24 protein-coding genes are annotated in these 23,157 nt (G+C 68.4%); 10 read left to right on the top strand and 14 right to left on the bottom strand.

Going from position 1 to position 23,157, the window contains the following annotated elements; genetic code table 11:
• The first annotated feature begins 2 nt into the window (after positions 1 to 2).
• From hpaD to hpaI, 4 genes are read left to right on the top strand one after another with little or no spacing between them, the layout of a single operon-like run.
• The gene (hpaD, locus tag WS64_RS20855; protein WP_060311042.1) at positions 3 to 851 is read left to right on the top strand and encodes a 3,4-dihydroxyphenylacetate 2,3-dioxygenase; all 849 of its coding nucleotides are present in this window, start codon (positions 3 to 5) and stop codon (positions 849 to 851) included.
• Positions 852 to 895: 44 nt separating this feature from the next.
• Positions 896 to 1,288, top strand: coding sequence for a 5-carboxymethyl-2-hydroxymuconate Delta-isomerase (locus WS64_RS20850; RefSeq protein WP_059574592.1), 393 nt, complete (start codon positions 896 to 898; stop codon positions 1,286 to 1,288).
• Positions 1,289 to 1,308: 20 nt separating this feature from the next.
• A complete protein-coding gene (hpaH, locus tag WS64_RS20845; protein ID WP_060967573.1) occupies positions 1,309 to 2,112 on the top strand; it encodes a 2-oxo-hept-4-ene-1,7-dioate hydratase in 804 nt (267 codons plus the stop codon).
• Between the two features lie 12 nt (positions 2,113 to 2,124).
• Positions 2,125 to 2,931 carry a 4-hydroxy-2-oxoheptanedioate aldolase gene (hpaI, locus tag WS64_RS20840; protein ID WP_060967572.1) on the top strand — a complete coding sequence of 269 codons (807 nt, stop codon included), beginning with the start codon at positions 2,125 to 2,127 and terminating at the stop codon, positions 2,929 to 2,931.
• Positions 2,932 to 3,006: 75 nt separating this feature from the next.
• Here hpaI and WS64_RS20835 read toward each other — a convergent pair whose 3' ends face one another.
• On the bottom strand, positions 3,007 to 3,798 hold the full coding sequence (locus WS64_RS20835) for an AraC family transcriptional regulator (RefSeq protein ID WP_060311040.1): 792 nt from the start codon (positions 3,796 to 3,798) through the stop codon (positions 3,007 to 3,009).
• A gap of 95 nt (positions 3,799 to 3,893) precedes the next feature.
• On the opposite strand from WS64_RS20835, the gene WS64_RS20830 reads away from it, so the two are divergent.
• The 4 genes from WS64_RS20830 to WS64_RS20815 all read left to right on the top strand — a co-directional run bounded on the left by WS64_RS20830 (position 3,894) and on the right by WS64_RS20815 (position 6,363).
• A complete protein-coding gene (locus WS64_RS20830; protein ID WP_059574583.1) occupies positions 3,894 to 4,145 on the top strand; it encodes a hypothetical protein in 252 nt (83 codons plus the stop codon).
• Positions 4,146 to 4,176: 31 nt separating this feature from the next.
• The gene (locus WS64_RS20825; RefSeq protein WP_060967571.1) at positions 4,177 to 5,139 is read left to right on the top strand and encodes a quinone oxidoreductase family protein; all 963 of its coding nucleotides are present in this window, start codon (positions 4,177 to 4,179) and stop codon (positions 5,137 to 5,139) included.
• Between the two features lie 184 nt (positions 5,140 to 5,323).
• A complete protein-coding gene (locus WS64_RS20820) occupies positions 5,324 to 5,791 on the top strand; it encodes a helix-turn-helix domain-containing protein (RefSeq protein WP_060967570.1) in 468 nt (155 codons plus the stop codon).
• Positions 5,788 to 6,363, top strand: coding sequence for a PIN domain-containing protein (locus WS64_RS20815; protein ID WP_060967569.1), 576 nt, complete (start codon positions 5,788 to 5,790; stop codon positions 6,361 to 6,363). The genes WS64_RS20820 and WS64_RS20815 overlap by 4 nt, the downstream gene beginning before the upstream one ends.
• Before the next feature lie 171 nt (positions 6,364 to 6,534).
• On the opposite strand, the gene WS64_RS20810 is transcribed toward WS64_RS20815, so the two are convergent.
• The 4 genes from WS64_RS20810 to WS64_RS20795 form a co-directional block, all read right to left on the bottom strand.
• Complete coding sequence (locus WS64_RS20810) at positions 6,535 to 7,626, bottom strand: porin (RefSeq protein WP_060967568.1); 1,092 nt, start codon at positions 7,624 to 7,626, stop codon at positions 6,535 to 6,537.
• A 154-nt stretch (positions 7,627 to 7,780) separates the two neighbouring features.
• A complete protein-coding gene (locus WS64_RS20805) occupies positions 7,781 to 8,848 on the bottom strand; it encodes an ABC transporter ATP-binding protein (protein ID WP_059639380.1) in 1,068 nt (355 codons plus the stop codon).
• Positions 8,841 to 10,613, bottom strand: coding sequence for an ABC transporter permease (locus WS64_RS20800; RefSeq protein WP_059639381.1), 1,773 nt, complete (start codon positions 10,611 to 10,613; stop codon positions 8,841 to 8,843). Before WS64_RS20800 ends, WS64_RS20805 begins: the two co-directional genes overlap by 8 nt.
• A 100-nt stretch (positions 10,614 to 10,713) precedes the next feature.
• A complete protein-coding gene (locus tag WS64_RS20795; RefSeq protein WP_060967567.1) occupies positions 10,714 to 11,814 on the bottom strand; it encodes an ABC transporter substrate-binding protein in 1,101 nt (366 codons plus the stop codon).
• 372 nt (positions 11,815 to 12,186) lie between these two features.
• Here WS64_RS20795 and WS64_RS20790 point away from each other — a divergent pair, with 372 nt between their 5' ends.
• Together WS64_RS20790 and WS64_RS20785 are read left to right on the top strand one after the other, a co-directional pair.
• The gene (locus WS64_RS20790; RefSeq protein ID WP_060311033.1) at positions 12,187 to 12,867 is read left to right on the top strand and encodes a response regulator; all 681 of its coding nucleotides are present in this window, start codon (positions 12,187 to 12,189) and stop codon (positions 12,865 to 12,867) included.
• A gap of 79 nt (positions 12,868 to 12,946) precedes the next feature.
• Entirely contained in the window at positions 12,947 to 14,350 is a 1,404-nt protein-coding gene (locus WS64_RS20785; protein WP_060968524.1) for a sensor histidine kinase, read from the top strand.
• Positions 14,351 to 14,426: 76 nt separating this feature from the next.
• Here the strand turns inward: WS64_RS20785 and WS64_RS20780 are convergent, their stop codons facing one another.
• The 9 genes from WS64_RS20780 to WS64_RS20740 form a co-directional block, all read right to left on the bottom strand.
• Positions 14,427 to 15,395 carry a quinone oxidoreductase family protein gene (locus WS64_RS20780; RefSeq protein WP_060967566.1) on the bottom strand — a complete coding sequence of 323 codons (969 nt, stop codon included), beginning with the start codon at positions 15,393 to 15,395 and terminating at the stop codon, positions 14,427 to 14,429.
• Positions 15,396 to 15,442: 47 nt separating this feature from the next.
• Positions 15,443 to 16,009, bottom strand: a complete 567-nt coding sequence (locus WS64_RS20775; protein WP_060967565.1) for a TetR/AcrR family transcriptional regulator — start codon at positions 16,007 to 16,009, stop codon at positions 15,443 to 15,445.
• A 113-nt stretch (positions 16,010 to 16,122) separates the two neighbouring features.
• Positions 16,123 to 16,989, bottom strand: a complete 867-nt coding sequence (locus WS64_RS20770) for an MOSC domain-containing protein (RefSeq protein ID WP_060967564.1) — start codon at positions 16,987 to 16,989, stop codon at positions 16,123 to 16,125.
• A 93-nt stretch (positions 16,990 to 17,082) separates the two neighbouring features.
• A complete protein-coding gene (locus WS64_RS20765) occupies positions 17,083 to 18,036 on the bottom strand; it encodes an ABC transporter substrate-binding protein (RefSeq protein ID WP_060967563.1) in 954 nt (317 codons plus the stop codon).
• A 32-nt stretch (positions 18,037 to 18,068) separates the two neighbouring features.
• Complete coding sequence (locus WS64_RS20760; RefSeq protein WP_060967562.1) at positions 18,069 to 19,250, bottom strand: c-type cytochrome; 1,182 nt, start codon at positions 19,248 to 19,250, stop codon at positions 18,069 to 18,071.
• A 50-nt stretch (positions 19,251 to 19,300) separates the two neighbouring features.
• Positions 19,301 to 20,122, bottom strand: a complete 822-nt coding sequence (locus WS64_RS20755) for an ABC transporter ATP-binding protein (protein WP_060967561.1) — start codon at positions 20,120 to 20,122, stop codon at positions 19,301 to 19,303.
• The gene (locus WS64_RS20750) at positions 20,116 to 21,210 is read right to left on the bottom strand and encodes an ABC transporter permease (RefSeq protein ID WP_060967560.1); all 1,095 of its coding nucleotides are present in this window, start codon (positions 21,208 to 21,210) and stop codon (positions 20,116 to 20,118) included. The genes WS64_RS20755 and WS64_RS20750 overlap by 7 nt, the downstream gene beginning before the upstream one ends.
• Positions 21,211 to 21,214: 4 nt before the next feature.
• A complete protein-coding gene (locus WS64_RS20745; protein ID WP_060967559.1) occupies positions 21,215 to 22,249 on the bottom strand; it encodes an ABC transporter substrate-binding protein in 1,035 nt (344 codons plus the stop codon).
• A gap of 48 nt (positions 22,250 to 22,297) precedes the next feature.
• Entirely contained in the window at positions 22,298 to 23,137 is an 840-nt protein-coding gene (locus WS64_RS20740; protein ID WP_059639392.1) for a class II aldolase/adducin family protein, read from the bottom strand.
• Between the last annotated feature and the right edge of the window lie 20 nt (positions 23,138 to 23,157).

Raw genomic sequence — 23,157 nt, 5'->3', positions numbered from 1 at the left:
CGATGGGCAAACTGTCCCTCGCCGCGAAGATCACGCACGTGCCGTCGATGTACCTGTCGGAACTGCCCGGCAAGCATCACGGCTGCCGTGATGCGGCGATCCGCGGCCACCGGCTGATCGGCGAGCGCTGCCGCGCGCTCGGCGTCGATACGATCGTCGTGTCGGACGTGCACTGGCTCGTCAACGCGGGCTATCACGTGAACTGCAATGCGCGGTTCGCCGGCACCTATACGAGCAACGAGCTGCCGCATTTCATCCGCGACATGCAGTACGCGTACCCAGGCAACCCGGCGCTCGGCCGGCTGATCGCCGAAACGGCCACCGAGCGCGGCATCGCGACGCGCGCGCACGAGATCGACAGCCTCGAGCTCGAGTACGGCACGCTCGTGCCGATGCGCTACATGAACGGCGACCAGCACTTCAAGGTCGTGTCGATCGCCGGCTGGTGCATGTGGCACCAACTCGACGAGAGCCGGCGCTTCGGCGAGGCGCTGCTCGAAGCGATAGAGAAGAGCGATTCGAACGTTGCGTTCCTCGCGAGCGGTTCGCTGTCGCACCGCTTCAACGACAACGGCAGCCCCGAGGAATCGATCCACCAGATCAGCCGCGAATTCTTCCGGCAGGTCGACCTGCGCGTGGTCGAACTGTGGAAGCAGGGCGATTTCAGGACGTTTTGCGCGATGCTGCCCGAGTACAACGTGCATTGCCACGGCGAAGGCGGCATGCACGATACCGCGATGCTGCTCGGGCTGCTCGGCTGGGATCGCTACGACAAGCCCGTCGAAATCGTCACCGACTATTTCGCGAGTTCGGGCACCGGGCAGATCAACGCGATCTTCCCGCTGCCCTGAGCATTGCCGCGCTCCACGCCTTCGAATCCGACCGGAGACTTGCCATGCCACACATCGTCGTCGAATACACCGCGAACATCCGCGACGACGCACGCATTCCCGCGCTGCTGCGCACGATCAACGCGACGCTGATCGCGCAGGGCGGCGTGTTCCCGACCGGCGGCATCCGTTCGCGCGCGATCGAGCTGCACGACTACTGCATCGCCGACGGCGCGGAGGACGACGCGTTCGTCCACGTGACACTGAAGATCGGCGCGGGCCGCAGCGACGAAACGAAGCAAGCCGCATGCGACGCGCTGTTCGACGCGATCAAGGCCCATTTCGCCGAGCTGTACGCGAAGCGTTATCTCGCTCTGTCGATGGAATTGATCGAGTTCAGCGAAAGCGGCTCGTACAAGCACAACAACATTCACGCCCGCTACAAGCGGGCCGGCTGAACCCCATTTTCGATCCGACCATGCTCGAACCCGCCATCATCGACCAGCTCGCGCACCGTCTGCACGACGCCGAGCGCGCGCGCACGCAGATCCGCCAGATCTCGCTCGACCATCCCGACATCACGATCGACGACGCGTATGCGATCCAGCGCGCGTGGGTGACGCTCAAGCTCGCGGAAGGCCGCACGCTGAAGGGGCACAAGATCGGCCTCACGTCGAAGGCGATGCAGAACACGTCGCAGATCGACGAGCCCGACTACGGCGCGCTGCTCGACGACATGTTCTTCGAGGACGGCGGCACGATCCCGACCGGCCGCTTCATCGTGCCGCGTGTGGAAGTCGAACTCGCGTTCGTGCTCGGCAAGCGGCTCACCGGCCCGAACTGCACGATCTTCGACGTGTACGACGCGGTCGATTACGTCGTGCCGGCGCTCGAGATCATCGACGCGCGCAGCCAGTCGATCGACCCCGATACGAAGCGGCCGCGCAAGGTGTTCGACACGATCGCCGACAACGCGGCGAACGCGGGCGTCGTGATCGGCGGCCGGCCGGTGCGCCCACGGGACGTCGATTTGCGCTGGGTCGCGGCGATCATGTCGCGCAACGGCGTGGTCGAGGAAACCGGTGTCGCGGCCGGCGTGCTGAACCATCCGGCGAACGGCGTCGCGTGGCTCGCGAACCGGCTGTCGCGTTTCGACGTCACGCTGGAGCCTGGGCAGATCGTGCTCGGCGGATCGTTTACGCGGCCCTGCGCGGCGCGTTCGGGCGATACGTTCAGCGTCGACTACGGCCCGCTCGGGACGATCCAGTGCTACTTCGAGTGAGGTGAGCGAACGATGCGGATTCCGTCGAATGTCTTCAAGGCCGCGCTCGCGCGCGGCGACGCGCAGATCGGCCTGTGGCTCGGCCTCGCGAATCCCTACAGCGCGGAAGTGGTCGCGGGCGCCGGTTTCGACTGGCTGCTGATCGACGGCGAGCATGCACCGAACACGGTGCCGACGATCCTCGCGCAACTGCAGGCGATCGCGCCGTATCCGTCGCATCCGGTCGTGCGCGTGCCGTGGAACGATCCGGTGATCGTCAAGCAGGTGCTCGATCTCGGCGCGCAAACGCTGCTCGTGCCGATGGTGCAGAACGCGGACGAGGCGCGCGCGGCGGTGGCCGCGACCCGTTATCCGCCGCACGGGATGCGCGGCGTCGGCAGCGCGCTCGCGCGCGCATCGCGGTGGAATCGCGTCGGCGAGTACCTGCATCGCGCGAACGACGAGATGGCCGTGCTCGTGCAGGTCGAGACGCGGGCAGGGCTCGACGCGATCGATGCGATCTCGCGGGTCGACGGTGTCGATGGCGTGTTCATTGGCCCGGCCGATCTGGCCGCCGATCTCGGGCAACTCGGCAATCCAGGCCACCCCGATGTGCAGGCCGCGATCGACGGCGCGATCCGCGCGATCAAGGCGGCCGGCAAGGCGCCGGGCATCCTGAGCGCGGATGAAGCGGCCGCGCGGCGCTATCTGGAAGCGGGCGCGTTGTTCGTCGCGGTCGGTGTCGATACGACGCTGCTGGCGAGGAGCGCGGAGCGGCTTGCGGCGCAGTTCAAGAAGGGCGGCGACGCCGCCGCGAAGAAGGGCGACGGCACGTATTGACGCGGCGGCGGGCGGTTGTTGTCTGCCGCCCGCCGGATTTTCGCCGTGCGGCTGCATGCGCGCGCATCGCCGCAGCTATCCCTGCGCCTGGCTTCCCCCCGCCAAATATCTCCCTGGCGTCGTCCCCAGCGCGCGCCGGAACATGTCGATGAACGCGCTCACGTTGTCGTATCCGAGATCGAGCGCGATCGTCGTCACCGGCACGCCGTCGGCGATGCGCTCCAGCGCCCGCAGCAGCCTCGCTTGCTGACGCCATTGCGCGAACGTCAGCCCGGTTTCGGCGACGAAGCGGCGGCTCATCGTCCGTGCGCCGATGCCGGCCCATTCGGCCCATTCCTCCAGCCGCCGGTCGTTCGCGAGATCCGCGGCCAGCGCATCGGTGATCTTCACGAGCCGCGGGTCCCGCGGTCGCACCAGCCCCAGCGCCTCGGCTTCCGATGCCGCGATTTCATCGAGGATCACGTCGGCGATCCGTGTCTGCGCGGCATCCAATTCGGAATCGCCCCAGCTTGCCGCGCGCTGCACGGCTTCGCGCAGCAGCGGCGTCGTGCGGATCGCACGCGGCGTGGCCGGCAGCGCCGCGCAGCGCGCTTCGGCGACGAACGCCGACCAGCCGGAAATCGGCCCGAACGAGCGCAGCGAATGCCGGCAGTGCGGCGGAATCCAGATCGCGTGGATCGCGGGCACGACCCACTCCTGATCGTCGAGGCCGATCGTCACGAGCCCGCTCAGCGCGCCGACGAGCTGGCCGCGCGCATGCGAATGCGGCGCGGTGATACGGGGGGCGCGTTGCGACAGGGCGGCGGCGACCACGAACGGGCCGTCGTCGGACGTGACGAAGCGGGCGGGCAGAAGCGGATCGGACATGGCCGGATATCGGTATCGAATGGCCGTTATACCGGAGAACGGCCGGATTTGCATGCCTACACTGCGTCCATCGATGACAACCGGAGTACGACTCGATGCGAGCCGAACAAATGCTTCCCGACCATGCCAACCAGATCGACGCCGGCGGAACGACGATCCGCAAGGGCACGGTTGGCGCTTTTCTGGTCAATGCACGTGTGTTGACCGATCCGAATGCCGCGCCGGCGGACAGGGCGCGCGCGGAGGCCGATGCGATCGATGCGCTGCCCGCGCTGCGCGCGCTCGGCCTGTTCGACGTGCTGGAAGTGCGCGATCCCGCGCTGCGCGCGTGGCTCGATGCCCGGTAAAGACCCATCACTCAGGATCGAAGGAGCCACCATGAAAGCAGCAGTCGTGACGGGCGCCGGCGAGCGCCCGGTCCATATGGAATTCGACGCGCCGCGCGCGATGCCGGGCCACAGCCTGATCGACGTGACGGCGTCCGCGCTGAGCCGCATCGCACAGGGGCGCGCGGCCGGCACGCATTACTCGTCGGATCGACGCTATCCGTTCGTCGTCGGTGTCGACGGCGTGGGGCGTCTCGACGACGGCCGGCGCGTCTACTTCTTCGGCGCGCCCGTGCCGTTCGGCGCGATGGCCGAACGCACGCTCGTGCCCGAGACGCAGTGCGTGCCGCTGCCGGACGCGCTCGACGATGTCACGGCCGCGGCGATCGCGATTCCCGGGATGTCTTCATGGGCCGCGCTGACCGAACGCGCGCGGTTCGTCGCGGGCGAGACGGTGCTCGTCAACGGTGCAACGGGTACGTCCGGGCGGCTCGCGGTGCGGATTGCGAAGCATCTCGGCGCGGCGAAGATCATCGCGACGGGTCGCAACGCGGCTGCGTTGCAGGCGTTGCTGAATGCCGGCGCGGACGCCGTGGTGTCGCTGCAGCAGGACGACGCGCATCTGGCGCGGGCGCTCGAACCGCATTTCCGTGCGGGCGTGGATGTCGTGCTCGATTATCTGTGGGGCGCCAGCGCGCAGACGCTACTGGCGGCTGCCGCGAAGGCGACTCCCGGCGCCCGGCGGCTGCGTTTCGTGCAGATCGGTTCGATCGGCGGCGCGGACGTGTTGCTGCCTGGCGCCGTGCTGCGTGCGACCGCGATCGAATTGATGGGCAGCGGCCTGGGCAGCGTGTCGCTGCCGGGCTTCCTCGCATCGGTGCGCGGCGTATTCGAAGCGGCGGGGCCGGCGGGCCTGACGATCGACACGCGCACGGTGCCGCTGTCGGCTGTCGGCGAGCACTGGGGCGATACGAGCAGCGCCGTGCGTTTGGTGTTCACGATGCGTGGTGACTGAACGGCGACGAGCGGGCAGCGGTCGTCACTCTGCACGCGGAAGGACCAGAAGCCGGGTGACGGCGCGTATTGACTGATATCGAGGTTCGGCGGTCTTATAAGGGCTCTATCGTTTTTCGTTTATTGCGATTTTCGTTTATTTCGAATAAGATGGCGCATTTGAGAACCCTGCTTGGGAGCGCGCGATGGCCCATACCTCGATGTCCGATACGATCTTGCCGGTGGAGCGCGAGGTGCAGGCGGCGGTCGAAGGACAGCGTGCGCTGGCGGCTTATCTGGCCACGCGAACGGAAATACAGCGCATCCAGATTTTCGATGACGAAAATCGCGCCCATCAGGTCGAGCTTCCGACTTCTGCACTGCGTCTGCTGGTCGACATCCTCGCGGAGCTTGCAGATGGCAATGCGGTCAAGGTCGTGCCCGTTCACGCGGAACTGACCACGCAGGAAGCAGCCGACCTGCTCAATGTGTCCCGTCCACACCTGATCAAGCTGCTCGAATCGAAGGCGCTGCCGTATCACAAGACCGGCAAGCATCGTCGTGTGCGCTTTTCCGATCTGATGCGTTACAAGACCGAACGCGATCAGGCGAGCGCCAATGCGATGGAAGAGTTGGGGCGGCAAGCGCAGGAATTCGGGATGGGCTACGAATGACGAGTTCGCCATTCACGGCGGTCTATGATGCCTGCGTGCTGTACCCGGCACCGTTGCGCGATTTCCTGATGTGGCTCGCATTGAGCGGGTGTTTCAGGGCTCGCTGGAGTGCCGATATCCATAACGAATGGAAACGGAACCTGTTGCGCAAGCGCCCGGACCTCGGCGCCGCACAACTCGACCGGACTGCGAGTCTGATGGATCGCGCGATACCTGATGCGCTGGTGACCGGGTACGAAGCGTTGATCGAGGGCCTGAGGCTGCCGGATGCCGATGATCGGCATGTACTGGCCGCCGCGATCCGCTGCAACGCCAGTGTGATCGTGACGTTCAACCAGAAGGACTTTCCCGACGCAGTGCTGTCGGCGTACGGGGTGGGGGCGCAGCATCCCGACGTGTTCGTCGACAATCTGTTCGATCTCGAGCCGGCTGCGGTTGTCGGCGCAGCACGGCGACAACGCGAAATGCTCGAGCATCCTCCGATGATGGTGGATCGCTACCTCGACATCCTGCAGCGGCAGGGGATGGTTCAGACCTGCAAGGCGCTCGAAGCTTACCGGGCGATTCTCTGAACGAGCCGCCATGGTGTTCGCGTGCTCAGCGAATCGCCGGCACGTTGCTCGCGCATCCGTTTCAACGTGTTTCTTCGGTCGCCCGTGCCGCGCCCCGACATGCGACGAAGCAGAGGGCGACGCGCCCCGAAACGCTTGCACCGTCCTCTGCCCGCCGTCATGTCGGAGCGGTCAGAACCGCTGCTGAATCCCCGCCGTGACCCCCACCTGCGTGGTGCCGTACCCATTGAAATCGCGCGACACGCCGACTTTCTGGTCGTGCTTCGCGATCGCGAACGCACCGGCTGCATACAGCACCGTGCGCTTCGACAGCGCGTACTGCGCACGCACCGACACCAGCGTCGGGTCGGCATCCGTGCCGCCCTTGATGTTCTGGTGGTAGACGGCCGCGATCAACGAGAACGTCGGCGTGAACTGGTACGACCCGCCGAGCCAATACATGTCGCTCAACTGGTTCGCGGCCGTGGTGTGATACGTGCGCCGATAGTTGCGATAGCCGGCCATCGTCTTCAGGTTACCGAAGTCGTAGCTCAGGCCCGCGTGGATGCCTTGAATGTAGTTGACGGTATCGGCCGGCGTGACGCTGTCGGCCGCGCCGTTCTGCCGGTCGAACGTGACGACGGCCGCGAACGGCCCTGTCTCGTAACCGACCGCGAAATCGTATTTCGAGCTGGTCTTGATGCTGCCCGGCACGTTGCCGAAACCATACAGCGCGCCGAACTTGAAGCCGCTGAATTCGCCGTCGTAGCGCACCGCGTTCGACGAGCGCGTGAACAGGCCGTCCTTGCGGCCGCCCGTCGCCATCGACGAGGTCGCCCACGAGTAGTTCTGCGCGTAGCCCATCGGGTCGAACGGCAGCATGTAGTCGTAGGTGACGGTGAAGTTGCGGCCGAGCGACAGCTCGCCCCATTTGCCTTTCAGGCCGACCGTCGCGCGGCGCGCGAAGATCGAGTCGGGGCCGTCGTCGGACGCGCCATTCGCGAGATCGATGCCGCTTTCGAGGCGGAACACGGCTTTCAATCCGCCGCCGAGATCCTCGACGCCGCGCAAGCCCCAGCGCGACGTGTTCTTGTTGCCCGACTTCAGCTTGAACGCATTGCCGCCCTCCGGGGCCGCATGGTTCGTGTATTCGATGCCCGCGTCCATGATCCCGTATATCGTGACCGACGACTGCGCGTGCGCGGCCGGCGCGGCGAGACAGGCTGCCGCGGCTGAACTGGTGAGGACTACTGTTCGAATCGAGCGTTCTGCGCGTGACTTCATTTTGACGGTGTCTCCTAGATTATTGTGGGCGGGTTGAAACAGAAAACGGATGCGCGGCGCGCCAGCGGCGGACGCCGTGAAGCGTCCGCCGATGCGAGTCGCAAAGGGGCGGTTGAAAGCCGGCGCGGCGGCACGCGAGCCGCCGCGATGCGGATCAGCCCGCTTTCGCGAACGCCCAGCAGTCGTTGGCCGGGAATTCGATCCAGTGCTTGCCGGCCGCGCGCGGCACGTGGCCGAACGCGCGCAGGCGCATCTCGCCGCAATGGAACAGGTATTCCCAGCGGTCGCCGAGATACATCGACGTGACGAGGTCGGCCTGCAGCCGGTTCGCGCCCGGGCCGTCGGCCACCTGCACGCGCTCGAGACGGATCACGGCCTGCGCGTCCTGGCCCGGCGCGAACGTGTCGCGGGCCAGCGCCTGCAACTCCCAGCCGTCGCCGGCAAGCGTCACGCGTTCGCCGTCGACGGCCGCGACGCGCGCGTCGATGCGGTTGTTGCTGCCCATGAATTCGGCGGTATACAGCGAGCGCGGCGCACCGTACAGCTCGGCCGGCGTGCCTTCCTGCTCGATGCGGCCGTTGCGCAGCAGCAGGATGCGATCGGACATCGCCATCGCTTCGGTCTGGTCGTGCGTCACGCACAGGGCCGACAGTCCGAGCGACACGATCAGCTCGCGCAGCCACGCACGCGCTTCCTCGCGCAGCTTCGCGTCGAGGTTCGACAGCGGCTCGTCGAGCAGGATCACCGGCGGGTTGTAGACGAGCGCACGGGCGATCGCGACGCGCTGCTGCTGGCCGCCCGACAGTTGATGCGGAAAGCGTTCGGCGAGATGGCCGAGGCCGAGCTGGTCGAGCGCGGCCTGCACGCGGTGTTTCTGTTCGGCAGGCGCCACGCGGCGCAGCTTGAGCCCGTAGCCGACGTTGTCGGCGACGGTGCGGTGCGGCCACAGCGCGTACGACTGGAACACGAGGCCGAGCGAGCGCTGTTCGACCGGCAGGTCGATGCGTCGCGCGCCGTCGAAGAACACGCGCTCGTCGAGCTGGATACGGCCGTCGGACGGCTGTTCGAGGCCGGCCACCGCGCGCAGCAGCGTGGTCTTGCCGCTGCCCGACGCGCCGAGCAGGCACACGACTTCGCCGGCCTTCAGTTCGAACGACACGCCCTTGAGGATCGGGTTGGCGCCGTAGCTGAGGTGCAGATCGTCGACGATGAGCTTATCCATGAAGTTTCACTCCGAAGCGCAGGGCCACGCCGAGACCGGCGCCGACCATCGCGATGTTGATGACAGAGAGCGCGGCGACCTGGTCGACGGCGCCGGTCGCCCACAGCGACACGAGCAGCGCGCCGATCACTTCGGTGCCGGGCGACAGCAGGTAGACGGCGGTCGAGTATTCGCGCTCGAAGATCATGAAGATCAGCAGCCACGCGGCGAGCAGGCCGAAGCGCACGAGCGGCAGCGTCACGTCGAGCGACACGCGGCTGCGCGTCGCGCCGACGCTGCGGCCGGCTTCCTCGAGCTCGGGGCCGACCTGCAGCAGCGCGCTCTGGATGAGCCGCATCCCGTACGCGAGCCACACGACCGTGTACGCGATCCAGATGCTCCACATCGAGTTCTTCAGTTCGCGCAGGCCCGGCACGAACAGGAAGATCCACAGGAACGCGAGACCGGCGAGCAGGCCCGGCACCGCGCGCGGCAGCAGCACGAGGTAGTCGAGCAGCCTGGTCGCCCAGTCGGGGCGGCGGTGGCCGGCGAACGCGACGAGCGAGTAGAAGCCGATCGCGAGCGCGCCGCCGATCACGCCGATGCCGAGCGTGTTGACGATCGCGCGCACCAGGTTGTCCTGCTCGAACAGCTCGACGAAGTTCGCCAGCGTCAGCACTTCGGCGAGCGGCACGCCTTCGCCCCAGTTGGTGACGAACGCGCGCAGCACGATGCCCGAGATCGGCACGATCACGGTCAGCGCGAGCCACAGCGCGACGATCGCGAGCGCGACCCAGCGCCACACGCCGAGCGGCAGCACGGTCGCGCGGCCGGCCTTGCCCTTCACGGTGACGAAGCGATTCGCGGTCTTCAGCAGGCGGCGCTGCAGCAGCACGAGCGGGAAGGTGATCGCGACGATGCACACGGCGACCGCGGCCATCAGGTGATACGACGGCACGCCGAGCTTGTTGGTCAGCTTGTACAGGTAGGTCGCGAGCACGAGGTGGCCTTCCGGGTCGCCGAGCACGAGCGGCAGCCCGAACACCTCGAAGCCGAGGAAGAACACCAGCACGCCGGCGAACAGCAGCGCGGGCATCGTCATCGGCAGGCTCACGTCGAGCGCGACGCGGAACGGGCGGGCGCCCGCCACGCGCGCGGCTTCCTCGACGTCCGAGCCGAGGTTGCGCAGCGCGGCCGACGAATACAGGTACACGTGCGGCACGTGCGTGAGGCCGACGATCACCGTGATCGCGAAGATCGAATACACGTTCCAGGGCACGCTCTGCACCCCGAACAGCTCCTTGAACCACACCGAGTAGAAGCCGACTGGGCCGGCCGCGACCACGTAGCCGAACGCGAGCACCATCGGCGACACGAACACCGGCGTGAGCAGCAGCGGTTCGAGCCAGCGGCGGCCGGGCAGGTCGGTGCGCACCATCAGGAACGCGAGGATGCCGCCGAGCGGGATCGAGATGAACAGCATCCCGCCGGCGATGATGAACGAGTTCTTCACGGCCGACCAGAAATCGGGATCGCTGAAGATGAAGCGGAAGCCTTCGACGCCGAGCGTCTTGTTCGCGTCGAAGAACGGCGCGGACAGCAGGCTCTGGAACAGGATGAAGCCGAGCGGCAGCGCGACCGCGACGGTCAGTACCGCGACGACGATCCAGCGCAGCATGCCGGCGAGCGGCTGCAGGCTGCTGACCGGCAGCGCGGGAATCGCGTCGCGCGGGCCGGTGGCGGGCGGAACGGCCGGTGCCGTGCCGCGTGTGCTGGTGGAAAGCATGAGTTCGCCCCTGCGGCCATCCGGATGGCCGCCTCAAGGAAGTCGGTAAGGGGAAGGGGCCGCCCGCGCGCCGTGCGGCGGGCGGCCCGGCGTCAGCGGCTCAGCGCTTGATCGCCTGCTGCCATTGCTTCAGGAACGCGAGGCGCTTCGACTGGTCGAGATAGACGAGCAGGCCGGTGCCGATCTGGATCGGCTTCAGCGAATCGCCGAGTTCCTTCGTGAGGCTCGCGGCCGACGTTTCGCCGGTCACGTCCGCGCGGATCGCGTACAGGTTCGCCTGGTTCGCGATCAGCGTCTGGCCGCGCTTCGACAGCAGGTAGTCGACCCACAGCTTCGCGGCGTTCGGGTTCTTCGCCTTCTTCGATATCGTGGCGAGGCGGCTCACGACCTGCGTGTAGTCCTTCGGAAACACGTAGCCGATCGACTTGTCCTTCTTTGCCTTCGCGTACGCATACGAGCCGATGATGTTGTAGCCGATCAGGTTCTCGCCCGACGAGATGCGCTCCATCATCGCGCCCGTGCTCGACTGCAGCTTCGGGCCGGTCGCGCCGATCGCCTTCACGAGTTCCCACGTGACCTTCTCGTTCACGTGCGCGTCCTGGGTCAGGTAGTTGAAGCCGACGCCCGATTTCTCGATGTCGTAGGTCGTGACCTTGCCCTTGAACTTGTCGGCCTGCGTGGTGAGCAGCTTGATCAGGTCGGCGCGGGTTTTCGGCACCTCGTTCTCGGGGATCAGCCGCTTGTTGTAGACGATCGCGAGCGGCTCGAACGTCGTGCCGTACGCCTGCTTCTGGTACTGCGCCCATTGCGGCACGTTCGGGCTTTCGGGCGAATCGTACGTCGCCATCAGGCCGTCGTTGACGAGCTTGACCTGCAGGTCCATCGCCGAGCTCCACAGCACGTCGGCGCTGGTGCTGCTCGCCGCGTTCTCGCTGATGTAGCGGTTGTACAGCTCGGTGCTGTTCATGTCGTTGTACTCGACCTTCACGCCGTACAGGCTTTCGAAGTCCTTGATCAGCGGACGCACGAGGCCCGTGTCGGTCGTCGAGTAGACGATCAGCTTGCCTTCCTTCTTCGCGGCGTCGATCACGCCCTGGTAGTTCCCCGGGTAGCCGGCCGGAACCTGCGCGGCGGCGCCGCCGGCGGCAGTGCCCAGGACGACCGCCAGCGCGGCGGCGAGGTGCTTCGGTGCAAACGGCATGTCTTCCTCCAGTGATGCGTTGATGTTGTTCGAATGACGCGGATGTTACGGGCGGGGCACTTTCAGCCCGCTTTCATTTCCGTTCGCGATTGCGCCGTTCGCGTCATGGATTTCCCGGGGGGGCGACCGCGGCTTTCGCGGCGCAACAGGGGGACGCGACGCGGGCTGACCGGCTACGCGGGCGCGGCCAGCAGTTGCCCGAGGACTTGGCCACCATGCCGCGCGTACGCGGCCGTCCGCGCCGCATACCCGACGCCGCCGCCGCCGACGCGGCCCGTTCGCGGCACCCGCGCAACCCGTGTTTGCGCGAGGCGTGGAGACGGAAAGGATCATGTAATGTAGCGGGCTGTCGCTGACCTTACCGGAATCCCCATGCGTGTGCTGCTCGTCGAAGACAACCCGAACCTGGCCCAGTCGCTGAGCGATGCGCTGAGCGCCGCGCGCTTCGCGGTCGATCACATGGCCGACGGCGAGGCGGCGGACCACGTGCTGCGCACGCAGGATTACGCGTTGGTGATCCTCGATCTCGGGCTGCCGAAGCTCGACGGGCTCGAGGTGCTGCGGCGGCTGCGCGCGCGCCGCAATCCGGTGCCGGTGTTGATTCTCACCGCGCACGGTTCGGTCGAGGACCGCGTGAAAGGGCTCGATCTCGGCGCCGACGACTATCTCGCGAAGCCGTTCGAGCTGACCGAACTCGAGGCGCGCGCCCGCGCGCTGATCCGGCGCAGCCTCGGCCACGAGCATTCGCGGGTCGAATGCGGGCCGCTTTCGTATGACAGTATCGATCGCAGCTTCCATCTCGCGGGCGAGCCGCTGTCGCTCACGCCGCGCGAGCGCTCGGTGCTCGAGGTGCTGATCCTGCGCAACGGCCGCGCGATCAACAAGGACACGCTGTCGGAGAAGATCTTCGGGCTCGACGAGTCGGTCAACGCCGATGCGATCGAGATCTACGTATACCGGCTGCGCAAGAAGCTGGAGAACACCGGCGTTGCGATCGTCACGCTGCGCGGGCTCGGCTATCTGCTCGAAGCAAAGGCGGGGGCGGCCGAATGAGCGCCCGTCGCGCTCGTTCGTGCTCGCCGGCGGCCGACGCGGCGCCTGCGATCGTTCGCGCGGCCCGGCCGAACGCATGATGACCCGCCCGAACCTGCGCGCGCAGGTCGCGCTGTGGCTGCTGCTGCCGCTGCTCGGCCTGCTCGCGCTCGACTCGTGGCTCACGTACCAGCGCGCGATGAGCGCCGCGCACGTCGCGTTCGACCGCACGCTGTCGTCGTCGCTGAAGTCGATCCGCGAAGGCGTGCGGCTCAACGACGGCGAGATCCAGGTCGACCTTCCGTATCTCGCGCTCGAAATGCTCGAATCGAGCGACGGCGGCAAGATCTACTACCTGATCCGCGAGGACAACGGCCGCACGGTCACCGGCTACCCGGACCTGCCGCTGCCGCGCGGGCGCGACGCGGGCGACGGCGCGCTGTTCGTCACGCGCTACTACGACGTCGTGTATCGCGGCGAACAATTGCGGATGGCCGCGCTGCGCATCCCGGTGCACGACGTGCCGACCGCGCAGTCGCGCATCGTGTGGGTGATGGTCGGCGAGACGATCGAGGCGCGCCAGGCGCTCGCGCGCGAGATCCTGATCGGGTCGCTGCTGCAGGAAGGGCTGCTCGTCGTGCTGGCGCTCGGAATCGTGTGGCTCGGCGTCGGGCGCGGGCTGCGGCCGCTGAACCGGCTGTCGGCGACCGTCGCCGCGCGCAGCGAGGACGACACGACGCCGCTCGACACGGGCGCGATGCCGAGCGAACTCGCGCCGCTCGTCGATTCGATCAACCAGTACATCGGCCGCACGCAGCGGATGCAGGTGGCGCGGCGCCGCTTCTTCGCCGATGCGGCCCATCAGTTGAAGACGCCGCTCGCGGCGGTGCAGGCGGGCGTCGAGCTCGCGCTGCGGCCCGACGAGCAGCCGCGCATGAACGTGCACCTGCGGCGCGCGAACGGCGCGGTGCGGCAGGCCGCGAAGATCGTCCAGCAACTGCTGTCGCTGTCGCGGCTCGATTCGGACAGCGGTCATGCGGTCGCGCACAAGCCGGTCGCGCTGCACCGGCTCGCACGCAGCGTGACGCTCGACTGGTCGCCCGTCGCCCGCGCGCATGACATCGATCTCGGCTTCGAGCACGAAGCCGATGTCGACGTGCTCGGGCAGTCCGACCTGCTCGGCGAGATGATCGGCAATCTGATCGACAACGCGATCCGTTATGCGGGCGACCATGCGGTGATCACGGTGCGCGTCTCGCGCGACGGCGAAGCGGCGCGGCTCGACGTGATCGACGACGGGCCGGGCATTCCGGCCGACGAACGCGACGCGGTGTTCGAGCGTTTCCATCGCGGCAGCAAGACGCAGACGGTCGAAGGCACCGGGCTCGGGCTGTCGATCGTGCGGGAAATCGCGCGCGTGCATCAGGGCAGCGTGACGCTGGCCGATGCGGCCGGCGGCGGGCTGATCGTGACGATCCGGCTGCCGGCGGCGAGCCATCGTTAGGGACGGTTTCCAGACGAGTCGCGGCTGTTCCAGCCGCGTGGCGGGCGCGCGGCCTGGCGACAGGGCGCCACGGCACTCACGGCTTCAGCAGCAGCTTGCCGATGGAGTTGCGGCTTTCCATGTCGGCATGCGCGCGCGCCGTGTCCGCCAGCGGGTATTCGGCGCCGATTCGGACCTTGAGCCGGCCTTCCTCGATCCAGTCGAACAGCTGCGCCGTGCGTGCGCGGAGCAGTTCGGGCGTGTAGATATGATCGAAGAAGGTCGTATAGCCGATCTTGATGCTCCTCGGCAGGCTCATGAGGTCGATCGGCCCCGGCCCGCCGAGCACTGGACCGTACCAGCAGAAGGTTCCCGAGCGGCGCAGCACGTCGAGCGATCCCTGAAAGGTCTTCGGCCCGGAGCCGTCGTAGACGACGTGCACGCCTTCGCCGTTGGTCAGGCGCAGTGCCTTCGCGGCGAACCGTCCGCCGGTATCGACGATCAGATGATCCGCGCCCGCTTCCCTGGCCGCGGCGACCTTGTCTTCGGACGAGACGCGCCCGATTACCCGGCCGCCGCGCAGCTTGATGATCTGCGTCAACAGCAGGCCCAGCCCGCCGGCCGCCGCGTGGACGAAAGCGACGTCGCCCGGCTGTATGGGATAGAAGTCGGTTGCGAAATGGCTGGCGGTGAGACCCTGCATCATCACGGCAGCGGCCGTGCGATCGTCGATCGTATCCGGAATCGCAGCCAGCGACGTGGCGGGGATCGCAATCTGCTCCGCATAGCTGCCGGGCGCGTAGGCCCACGCGACGCGCTGGCCGGGTGTGATGTCCTCGACGCCGTCGCCGACCGCCAGCACCCGGCCCGCGCCTTCGACGCCAAGAATCTTCGGGTTGGGCCATCCCGTCCAGGCCATGCCCCGTCGCACGCCGATGTCCATGAAGTTGACGCCGGCGCAGGCGATCTCGACCAGCGCCTCGCCCGTACGCGCCACCGGGGCAGGCCGCTCGACCTGCTCCAGCATGTCGTGGCCGCCGGCGCCGTTCATCACGATGGCTTTCATGATTTACCTTGTTGTTGAATGATCGTTCATTAACGTGCCAAAAAAATCTACCGTAGCGCCCGCAGCGTCATGTCGGCCAACGCGCTCAGGCTCGCGTGGTCGGCGCCGCCGCGACCGGCCACGCGGATGCCGGTGATGTTCGCAATCAGGAACTGGGCGGTCGCTTCGGGGACGAGGCTCGCGGCCACGTCGCCTTCGCGCTGCGCATCGCGGACGCGGGCGGCGATTGCGGTGATCAAGCTATGGGCCAGCACCGCATGGATCTCCGCGAGCTCGGGGCGGGACGCGCCGAATTCGTAGACGGAAATCGTGCCAAGGCAGGGTTGGGCGGCCGTTTCGACCACGCGGCGAAGCAATGCGTCGATCCCGTCGATCGCGCGTGCGCCGCTGCGCAGAGCGTCGAAATGCGCAGCGCATTCGCCCATCCCGTAGCGGCGCACGGCCGACAGGTAAAGCTGCCATTTGTCGCCGAACGCCGCATAGAGGCTCTGCCGCCCGATGCCCATCGCGCTGACGAGCATCTGGGCCGAACTGCCCTCGAACCCATGCTCGCTGAAAACGGCGATCGCGCGGTCAAGCGCGGCATCCGTGTCGAATTCCCTTGGTCTTGCCATGCGCGAACTATATCAATTCAGGAACAATCATTCAATAAATGGTGGGTGAAGAGCCGAGACCTGATCTGCCGGGGCATGTGCACGCCTGTCCGGCAGTTGTCCTGGCGGGCCGCTCAATCGCCGAACCCGATCTCCGCTTCGACCGGCTGCCCGACTTCGAGCCACGCGCCGGCGCCTTCGACGACGATCGCATTGATGCCGAACGTCAGCGCGCCGTCGTAGTTCGGGTTCGCGCGATAGGTCTGCATCGTGTCGGTCGGCTCGTGCGGCCATGCCGGGTCCGGCGTGCCGGTGGCCTGGTCGATCGTCGGCACCGGGCAGCGCGTGCACAGCTTGACGAGCCGCAGCCGCACCGGCGTGTCGCCGCCGGCGTCGAGATGCTCGACGAAATCTTCTTCGTACGCATCGAGATCCGACACGACGATGTTCGGCCGGAAGCGGTTCATCGGGATCGCCGGCGCGCCCTTCGCGGCAAGCCGCGCGTTCAGGTCGTCTAGCGACGACTGGCCGATCACCAGCAGCGGATAACCGTCCGCGAACTGCGTATGCGTATCGATGTCGCCGGTCCATTTGCGGTTGCAGCCGCGGCGTGCGTCGGGGCCGAAGCGCGCGAGCTTCGTCGGCGCGCCGAGAAATGCGGTGAGCCACGCGGCCGTTTCGGCGCCCGTGTCGATCGCTTCGACGGTGTCGCGCCACACCGTCGCGGCCATCTTCGGCGTGGCCGGCGTCGCGTCGCCGTCGAGCGGCGTGCGGATCTCCGGCATGCCCGGCGCGTTCAGCACGAGCGCATCGCGGTCGAGCGTCGGGCGGATCAGCGCGAGGCGCGGGTGCGTGCGCTGCGTGAGCATCTGCCCGTGCGGATCGGTGATCAGCCAGTGACGGTCGTACGCGAGGCCCGTTTCGAGCAGTTGCGCGCGCGACAGCGCGATGCCGGCGCAGGATTTGATCGGGTAGACGAAGAGTTCGGCGATGGCTGGCATGACGTGACGCTGGCTGGAGGCGGGATGATCGAATCGCGATTGTGCCAGATCATGCGTGAGCCGTTCGGGCGGTCGTGCGCCGCCACGCGTTCCTCAGGCGAGCGGGAAGCCGGTGTCGAAGGTCGTGCGCACGTCGAGCGGCTGGCGCAGCAGCCCGGCCTTCAGGTAGAAGTCGGCCGTGCGCTGCTGCTCGGCGATCACCGTCGCGTCGATCGGCTGCCAGCGCGTGCCGCGGCGCTCGAACTGCAGCTTCGCGGCGGCCGGCGGAATGCCGATGATGCGCGCGAGCGCCGCCGAATACGCGTCGGCGTGCCGGTACGACCAGGCCTGCGCGCGCACGACGCGCCGCAGGAAATCGTGCAGCACGTCGCGCTTCGAGGCGATCGCCGCGTCGGTCGCCGCGAGATAGCTGAGGCCCGACCACAGCCCGCGGCCGTTGACCAGCACGCGCGCGCGGCCGCTCGTTTCGGCGAGCGCGGTGTAGGGCTCCCAGGTGGCCCACGCGTCGATCGAACCGGTGGCGAGCGCCAGCATCGTGTCGGCCGGCGGCAGGAAGCGGAACGACACCGCATCGGGCGGCAGGCCGGCCGCATCGAGCGCCTTCAGCGTGACGAAATGGCCGATCGAGCCGCGCGTCGTGCCGATGCGCTTGCCTTTCAGGTCGGCCGCGCCTTTCAGCGCGGCGTCGGGTTGCACGAGCACGGCCGTGCCGTATGGATCGGAACGGTTCGCGCCGATCACCTTGATGCGGGCGCCCGAGGCGAGCGCGAAGATCACCGGCGCGTCGCCGATCGGCCCGCAGTCGACGGCGGCCGCGTTCAGCGCTTCCGCGAGCGGCGCGGCGGCCGGGAATTCGGTCCACGCGATGTCGTACGCGAGGCCGTTCAGTTCGCCGGCCGCTTCGAGCAGCGCGCGCAGCCCGCCTTTCTGGTCGCCGGCGCGCAGCAGCGGGCGGGTGCCCGACTGCGCGCGCACGGCGGCCGGGGCGGCGGCGATCGTGGCAAGGGCGCTCGCCTGCGCGAGGAAATGGCGTCGGGTCGGATTCATCGTGAAGTTCGGTTCAAGAAAGGTTCAGGGATTCAATGCGGAAGCCCGGCCTGTACGTCGCGCACGGGTTCCTGGTCGACGCGCAGCAGCAGCGCGGTCAGTGCGTCGCCGCTCGTGGCGCGCGCGGCCGGGCGGGCCACCGCGTCCGAGCGGCACAGCAGGTCGGCATCCGACCAGCCGGCGCTGCCCGGCAATGCGCGCGCCCGCAGCCAGCCGCGCCGATCGGCGAGCAGTTGCGTGCCGCCGAGCGCATCGGGCGCGACGCCGGCGATCGTCGCGAACGCGAGCCACGCATCGGCGGTCGTCGCGACGCAGTTCGCGCGCGGGCCGGCTGACGGCGGCACGGGCGCGCCGCGTTCGGTAACGAGCAAGGTTTGCCAGCGCGCGTCTTCCTGCGGTGGCGTCGCGCCGGCCGCGAGCGCGACGACGCGCACGCGCTGGCCGTCGCGCCAGCGCTCGAGCGCCTGGGGCGCGGCGTCGCCGCACCGCACGTCGAGCGCCGGCAGCGGGACGGGCACCGGCCACGCGCCTTCCGCCTGCGCGCCGCTGCCCGCGGCCAGCGCTTTCAGGTAATCGAGCACGGCCCATGTGTCCTGCGGGCCGAGCGTCGCCGCGAAGCCGGGCATCGTCGACGCACCGTGCTCGTCCCGCGTGCCGTGGCGCACGCGCCAGAACAGTTCGCCGTCGAGCCGACGCGCGAGCAGCGCGCCGGCGAAGGTCGGCGGCCAGTGCGCGAGCGTGGCCGCGAGCGGGCCTTCGCCGCGCCCGTCCGCGCCGTGGCAGGCCGCGCAATGTTGCGCATACAGGTGCGCGCCGCGCATCACGTTCGACACGGAAAACGGCGTGGGGTCGCGCTGGAAGCTAGTCGGCACGGCGGGCGCGAGCCACAGCGAAGCGGGCGGCCACGGCGCGAACCACGCGACGGCCAGCGCGGCGATGGCCGTCGCGACACGCCACTTGCGCGAAGCCAGCGCGGCGCAGGTGAGCCCGACGGCCAGCGCCGTCAACGTACACGCGAACGCGAGTTGCCGCGTGAGCCCCGCGTCGATGCGCAGCGTTTCAAGCGCGATGCGGTGTGCCCACGGCCACGCGGCCTGGCCGTCGGCGTCGCCGGTCAGGCCGATCGCGTGCAACCCATGCGCCAACGCGATTTGCGCGCGATACAGCAGTTGCAGGAACGCGATGGCCCAGTCGGCGAACGGCGGCGCGTTCATCGCGCGCGCCTCCGGCGGACCGCATTCGAACGTCGAACGGCGCCCGGCATCTACCAGCTCGCATCGAGCCCGAGATGCCGCAGCGCGTCGTGGCGCAATTCGGCGAGGCGCGGGTCGCCGCGATGGCGCGGGTAGGGCAGGTCGACGCGTAGTTCGGCGACGATCCGTGCCGGGCGCGGCCCGAACACGATCACGCGCTGCGCGAGAAACAGCGCTTCTTCCACGTCGTGCGTGACGAGCAGCGCGGAGAAACCGTCGCGTTGCCACAGCGCGGTCAGCTCGGCCTGCATCGTGAGCCGCGTCAGCGAATCGAGCTTGCCGAGCGGTTCGTCGAGAATCAGCAGGCGCGGATCGTTGACGAGTGCGCGGGCGAGCGCGACGCGCTGCGCCATCCCGCCGGACAACTGATGCGGAAACACGTTCGCGAAGTCCTCCAGCCCGACGCGCGCGAGCGCATCGTCGACGCGATGCTGCGCGGTGCGTGCCACGCCGCGCGCTTCGAGGCCGAGCGCGACGTTCGCGCGCACGCGCCGCCACGGGTACAGCGTCGGGTCCTGGAACACGACGATGCGCGACGGATCGGGGCGCTCGATCGGCACGCCGTCCTGCGCGATTCCGCCTTGCCGCGCGGCGTCGAGCCCCGCGACGAGGCGCAGCAGCGTCGATTTCCCGCAGCCGCTCGGGCCGAGCAGCGCGACGAATTCGCCGGCCGCGACCGACAGCGACACGTCGTCGAGCACCGGCAGCGCGCCGCCGGGGCCGTCGAACGCATGGCTCACGCCGCGGATGTCGATGCGTGCGCCGCGCGGCGGCGCGACGGCGGGCGCCGCAGCAGTGGCGGCGGACGGTTCGAGTACGGCGGCGCTTACCATTTGACGGTTCCTTTCTGCCAGGCGAGCACGCGGTCGCGCACCGCGAACAGCAGCGCGATCAACCCGGAAAACAGCAGCGCCATCACGATCAGCGCCGCATACATGTTCACGTACGACGCCCAGCCCTGCGCCCAGCTCAAATACCAGCCGAGCCCCGACTTGACGCCCATCATCTCGGCGACGACCAGCACCGTGAACGACGCGCTCAGCCCCATGAAGATGCCGACGAATACGTGCGGCAGCGCGGCCGGAATCGCGACGCGCAGCACGAGGAAGCGCGCGTTCGCGCCGAGCGTGCGCGCGACGTCGTAGTACTGCTTGTTCACGCTCGCGACGCCCGACCACGTCAGCACGGCGACCGGGAAGCCGGTTGCAAGCGCGATCAGGAACGCGGCGGCCGAATAGCTCGACGGGAAGAAGTAGAACGTGAGCGGCAGCAGCGCGGTGGCCGGCACGGGCCCGAGCACGCGCAGCACCGGATGCACCCAGTAGCCGATCCGGCGCGACCAGCCGATCGACACGCCCACCGCGAAGCCGACCGTGACGCCATACGCGAAGCCGAGCGCGAGCAGCTTCAGCGTGTTGCCGGCGCTGCCGGCGAGGCGCGGCCAGTCGTCGACGTAGACCTCGATCAGGGCCTGCGGCGGCGCGAAGAACGGCGTCGGCAGCCAGCCGGTTTTGGCGGTGACGATTTCCCACGCGGCGAGCACGAGCGGCAGCGCGACGAGCCACGGGCCGGCCGGGCGCACGTGTGCGAGCCGCGTGCGGGTCGCGGGAACGCGATGGCCGAGCGTCGCGGCGACGAGCAGCAGCGCGGCGATCGTCCACGCGGCCGTGCCGAACGTGTCGGTGTACGCCCAGTCGCTGAAGCCGACGATCCGGTTCGGCCACAGGTGCGTCAGCGCGCCGAGCGCGGCCCACGCGAATGCGGCGGCGATGCCGGTCGGCCAGGTGCGCGCGCGCCGCGCTTCCGCGGTCAGCGCGGCGTCGCAGGTCGTGCAGGCCGCTCGCGCGGAAGCATTGGCGTTGGCGGCGCCGGCCGGGGCCGATGCGGCGCGTGCGGCGGACGCATGTTCGATCGTCGACATCGCGTTACCCCAGTACGTTCGCATAGACCTGCTGCGCGAAGCGCTGCGGGTCCGTGCTCTTCTTCAGCACGCTGATGCGGCGGAAATCGTCCGCATAGAACGCGATTTCCTGTTGCAGGTCGACGTTGGTCGGGTGGTGCGTGTAGGTGAGCGTCGCGTACAGCTTGCGCAGATCCTCGGGGCTGATCTTCGGCGAATACTTCGCGAACACCTTCGCGGCTTCGTTCGGGTTGTCGTGCGTGTACTCGGTGGCCTGCACGATCGAGCGCGCGAGCGCGGCGGCCGTCGGCCGGTCGTTGCGCACGAGGTCGCCGCGCGCGCCGATCACGCAGCACACCTTGCGCGCGTATTCGCCGGACAGGTTGGTCGCGAGTTCGGTATACGCGCCGTTGCTGCGCTTTTCGAGCAGGTAGAGGTTCGGGTCGCCGTCGGCGATCGCGTGGATCTCGCCCTTGTCGACCGCGACGCCGAGCAGGTCGGCCGGATACTGCCGCCACGTGATGTCGCGCTCGGGATCGACGCCGTTCTTCGCGAGCAGGATCGAGAAGAAGTGCTTGCCGGGCGCGGCCAGATCGCTGACGCCGACCGTCTTGCCCTTCAGCGCTTGCAGCGTCGTGACGCCGGCCGCCTTCGCGCCGAGCAGCCGCACGCAGCCGCCGTGCGAGCTGCCGATGATCTTCACGTCGAAGCCGGCTTCGAGCGGCTTCAGCCAGCGGTGGATCATCCCGACCGCCGCGTCGGCCTTGCCGGTCGCGATCGATTCGAGCAGTTGATCGGTCGAGCCGCTGTAGTTGATCAGCTCGACCTGCAGCCCGTTCTTCTCGAAGAAGCCGCGCTCCTGCGCGACGACGATCGGCGTCAGGCAGAACGCGTTCTGGTTCCACGCGAACGTGAGCTTCTTCAGCGGCGGCGCCGACCACGCGTGGCGGCCGAGCGTGATCGCCGGCACGGCGAGCGCGGCGGCGCCGGCCGCGCGCAGCAGCCGGCGGCGTTGGTCGTCGTGCGCGTCGGCGGGCGTGGGTGCGGTGGTTCGGGTCATGGTCTGGTCTCCGGTGTGGCGCAAGTCCGTTATTGGCGTGAACAGGCCCTAATCGAGCAGGTCGGGTTCGTCGGCGACGACGCGTGCGAACAGGCTGTCGAACGCATGCAGCGCGCCGTCGGGGCCGCCGATCTGGCCGTGCGTATGGCGCGCGGTGGCGTGATCGATCGGCCGCGGCGTGCCGGCCGCTTCGGCCAGCAACTGCGTGTGCGCGACGTTGTCGAGCGCGATGTACCACCACGCGGCGGCCTCGACCGTCGGGCCGGCCGTCAGGATCCCGTGATTCTTCAGGATCACGCCCTTGTGCGTGGTGCCGTCCGGCTTCGCGAGCGCATCGGCGATCCGCGCGCCTTCGCTGGTGTCGACGACCATCCCGGTGAAATCGTCGAACAGCGCGTGATCCTCGTAGAACACGCACGCGTCCTGCGTGAGCGGATCGAGCGGGCGGCCGAGCGTCGACCATGCCTTGCCGTAGGTCGAATGCGTGTGCGCGGCGGCGACCACGTGCGGATGGGCTTCGTGGATCGCCGCATGGATCGCGAACGCGGCCTTGTTCAGCGGCCGCTGGCCGATCGCGGTTTCGCCGCGTGCGTTGACGAGCAGCAGGTCGGAGACCTTGATCTGCGAGAAATGTACGCCGAGCGGGTTCACCCAGAAATGATCGGGCAGCTCCGGATCGCGCGCGGTGATGTGGCCCGCGAGGCCCGCCGCGAAGCCGAAGCGCGCGAACAGGCGGAACGCGGCCGCGAGCCGCTCCTGCCGGTGGCGACGCTCGGCGGCGACGTCGAGGCGCGGCGCGGGCGGATCGAACCAGAAGTGCTGGCGCGGGGTGTCGGCGAGCACGAGGCCCGATGCGGTACGGTGGGGCGAGGACAGGACGGCGGACATGATCGCGTATGGCTCCGTTG

Source organism: Burkholderia anthina (genome assembly GCF_001547525.1).
In the GTDB taxonomy this organism is placed as follows: Bacteria; Pseudomonadota; Gammaproteobacteria; order Burkholderiales; family Burkholderiaceae; genus Burkholderia; species Burkholderia semiarida.
This window is presented reverse-complemented; position numbering and strand designations above follow the sequence as displayed.

Excerpts from the sequence above, each read along its gene's own strand:
- WS64_RS20765 (WP_060967563.1), bottom strand. The coding sequence starts at position 18,036 with ATGAATCCGACCCGACGCCATTTCCTCGCGCAGGCGAGCGCCCTTGCC.
- WS64_RS20830 (WP_059574583.1), top strand. The coding sequence starts at position 3,894 with ATGCGAGCCGAACAAATGCTTCCCGACCATGCCAACCAGATCGACGCC.
- WS64_RS20785 (WP_060968524.1), top strand. The coding sequence starts at position 12,947 with ATGACCCGCCCGAACCTGCGCGCGCAGGTCGCGCTGTGGCTGCTGCTG.
- WS64_RS20780 (WP_060967566.1), bottom strand. The coding sequence starts at position 15,395 with ATGAAAGCCATCGTGATGAACGGCGCCGGCGGCCACGACATGCTGGAG.
- WS64_RS20820 (WP_060967570.1), top strand. The coding sequence starts at position 5,324 with ATGGCCCATACCTCGATGTCCGATACGATCTTGCCGGTGGAGCGCGAG.
- WS64_RS20825 (WP_060967571.1), top strand. The coding sequence starts at position 4,177 with ATGAAAGCAGCAGTCGTGACGGGCGCCGGCGAGCGCCCGGTCCATATG.
- WS64_RS20800 (WP_059639381.1), bottom strand. The coding sequence starts at position 10,613 with ATGCTTTCCACCAGCACACGCGGCACGGCACCGGCCGTTCCGCCCGCC.
- WS64_RS20775 (WP_060967565.1), bottom strand. The coding sequence starts at position 16,009 with ATGGCAAGACCAAGGGAATTCGACACGGATGCCGCGCTTGACCGCGCG.
- hpaI (WP_060967572.1), top strand. The coding sequence starts at position 2,125 with ATGCGGATTCCGTCGAATGTCTTCAAGGCCGCGCTCGCGCGCGGCGAC.
- WS64_RS20750 (WP_060967560.1), bottom strand. The coding sequence starts at position 21,210 with ATGTCGACGATCGAACATGCGTCCGCCGCACGCGCCGCATCGGCCCCG.
- WS64_RS20815 (WP_060967569.1), top strand. The coding sequence starts at position 5,788 with ATGACGAGTTCGCCATTCACGGCGGTCTATGATGCCTGCGTGCTGTAC.
- WS64_RS20755 (WP_060967561.1), bottom strand. The coding sequence starts at position 20,122 with ATGGTAAGCGCCGCCGTACTCGAACCGTCCGCCGCCACTGCTGCGGCG.
- hpaH (WP_060967573.1), top strand. The coding sequence starts at position 1,309 with ATGCTCGAACCCGCCATCATCGACCAGCTCGCGCACCGTCTGCACGAC.
- WS64_RS20850 (WP_059574592.1), top strand. The coding sequence starts at position 896 with ATGCCACACATCGTCGTCGAATACACCGCGAACATCCGCGACGACGCA.
- WS64_RS20760 (WP_060967562.1), bottom strand. The coding sequence starts at position 19,250 with ATGAACGCGCCGCCGTTCGCCGACTGGGCCATCGCGTTCCTGCAACTG.
- WS64_RS20770 (WP_060967564.1), bottom strand. The coding sequence starts at position 16,989 with ATGCCAGCCATCGCCGAACTCTTCGTCTACCCGATCAAATCCTGCGCC.
- WS64_RS20810 (WP_060967568.1), bottom strand. The coding sequence starts at position 7,626 with ATGAAGTCACGCGCAGAACGCTCGATTCGAACAGTAGTCCTCACCAGT.
- WS64_RS20795 (WP_060967567.1), bottom strand. The coding sequence starts at position 11,814 with ATGCCGTTTGCACCGAAGCACCTCGCCGCCGCGCTGGCGGTCGTCCTG.
- WS64_RS20805 (WP_059639380.1), bottom strand. The coding sequence starts at position 8,848 with ATGGATAAGCTCATCGTCGACGATCTGCACCTCAGCTACGGCGCCAAC.
- hpaD (WP_060311042.1), top strand. The coding sequence starts at position 3 with ATGGGCAAACTGTCCCTCGCCGCGAAGATCACGCACGTGCCGTCGATG.
- WS64_RS20740 (WP_059639392.1), bottom strand. The coding sequence starts at position 23,137 with ATGTCCGCCGTCCTGTCCTCGCCCCACCGTACCGCATCGGGCCTCGTG.
- WS64_RS20790 (WP_060311033.1), top strand. The coding sequence starts at position 12,187 with ATGCGTGTGCTGCTCGTCGAAGACAACCCGAACCTGGCCCAGTCGCTG.
- WS64_RS20745 (WP_060967559.1), bottom strand. The coding sequence starts at position 22,249 with ATGACCCGAACCACCGCACCCACGCCCGCCGACGCGCACGACGACCAA.
- WS64_RS20835 (WP_060311040.1), bottom strand. The coding sequence starts at position 3,798 with ATGTCCGATCCGCTTCTGCCCGCCCGCTTCGTCACGTCCGACGACGGC.